Annotated in this window: 1 protein-coding gene; it reads left to right on the top strand. The window is 38.2% G+C overall.

The window, feature by feature from the left end:
• Positions 1 to 626: F510_1955 family glycosylhydrolase (locus tag ETB99_RS14600; protein ID WP_375153727.1), on the top strand; the 626-nt coding region annotated here is incomplete at both ends.

Here is a 626-nt window from a genome sequence, read left to right on the forward strand (position 1 = left end):
GACAAAAATGACGAAAGCAATCATCATTACATCATCCATTCTTCTTCTAAGCGCTTGTTCATCATCCAACGAAAAAGAGCAGGCCTTTATTACAAGCAAAGAACAAGCAAAATCGAATGTATCTGTTGCCAATAATCCTTTCTTTAAAGAAAAGAAAGAAGGAAAGTTCGAACATTTACATGGAATTGGTTATGCAGGCAACCAAAATGCGATTTATTTTGCTACACATGAAGGTTTACTTGTTTACCAAAATAATAAGTGGTATGAAACGACTTCCAATAAACATGATTATATGGGCTTTTCGGTTACAGACGACGGCTTTTATGCCTCAGGGCATCCGGAAGAAGGTTCATCGTTAGGAAATCCACTTGGTCTCGTGAAAAGTTTGGATAATGGACAAACATTGATGAATTTAGGATTTTATAAAGAATCTGATTTTCATTATATGACCGTTGGCTATAAAAGCCATACCATTTATGTGGTGAACCAAGAAGAAAACAAAACGCTCGGACAAGGGGTATTTTACAGTAAAGACGACGGCAAAACGTGGTCGCAAAGTCAATTAAACGGTTTGCCGCAAACTGCTGCAGGAACGATTGCTGCCCACCCAACGGATGAAAATATGG

Origin of the sequence: Anoxybacillus sp. CHMUD (genome assembly GCF_013096965.1) — a bacterium.
In the GTDB taxonomy this organism is placed as follows: domain Bacteria; phylum Bacillota; class Bacilli; order Bacillales; family Anoxybacillaceae; genus Anoxybacillus; species Anoxybacillus kestanbolensis_A.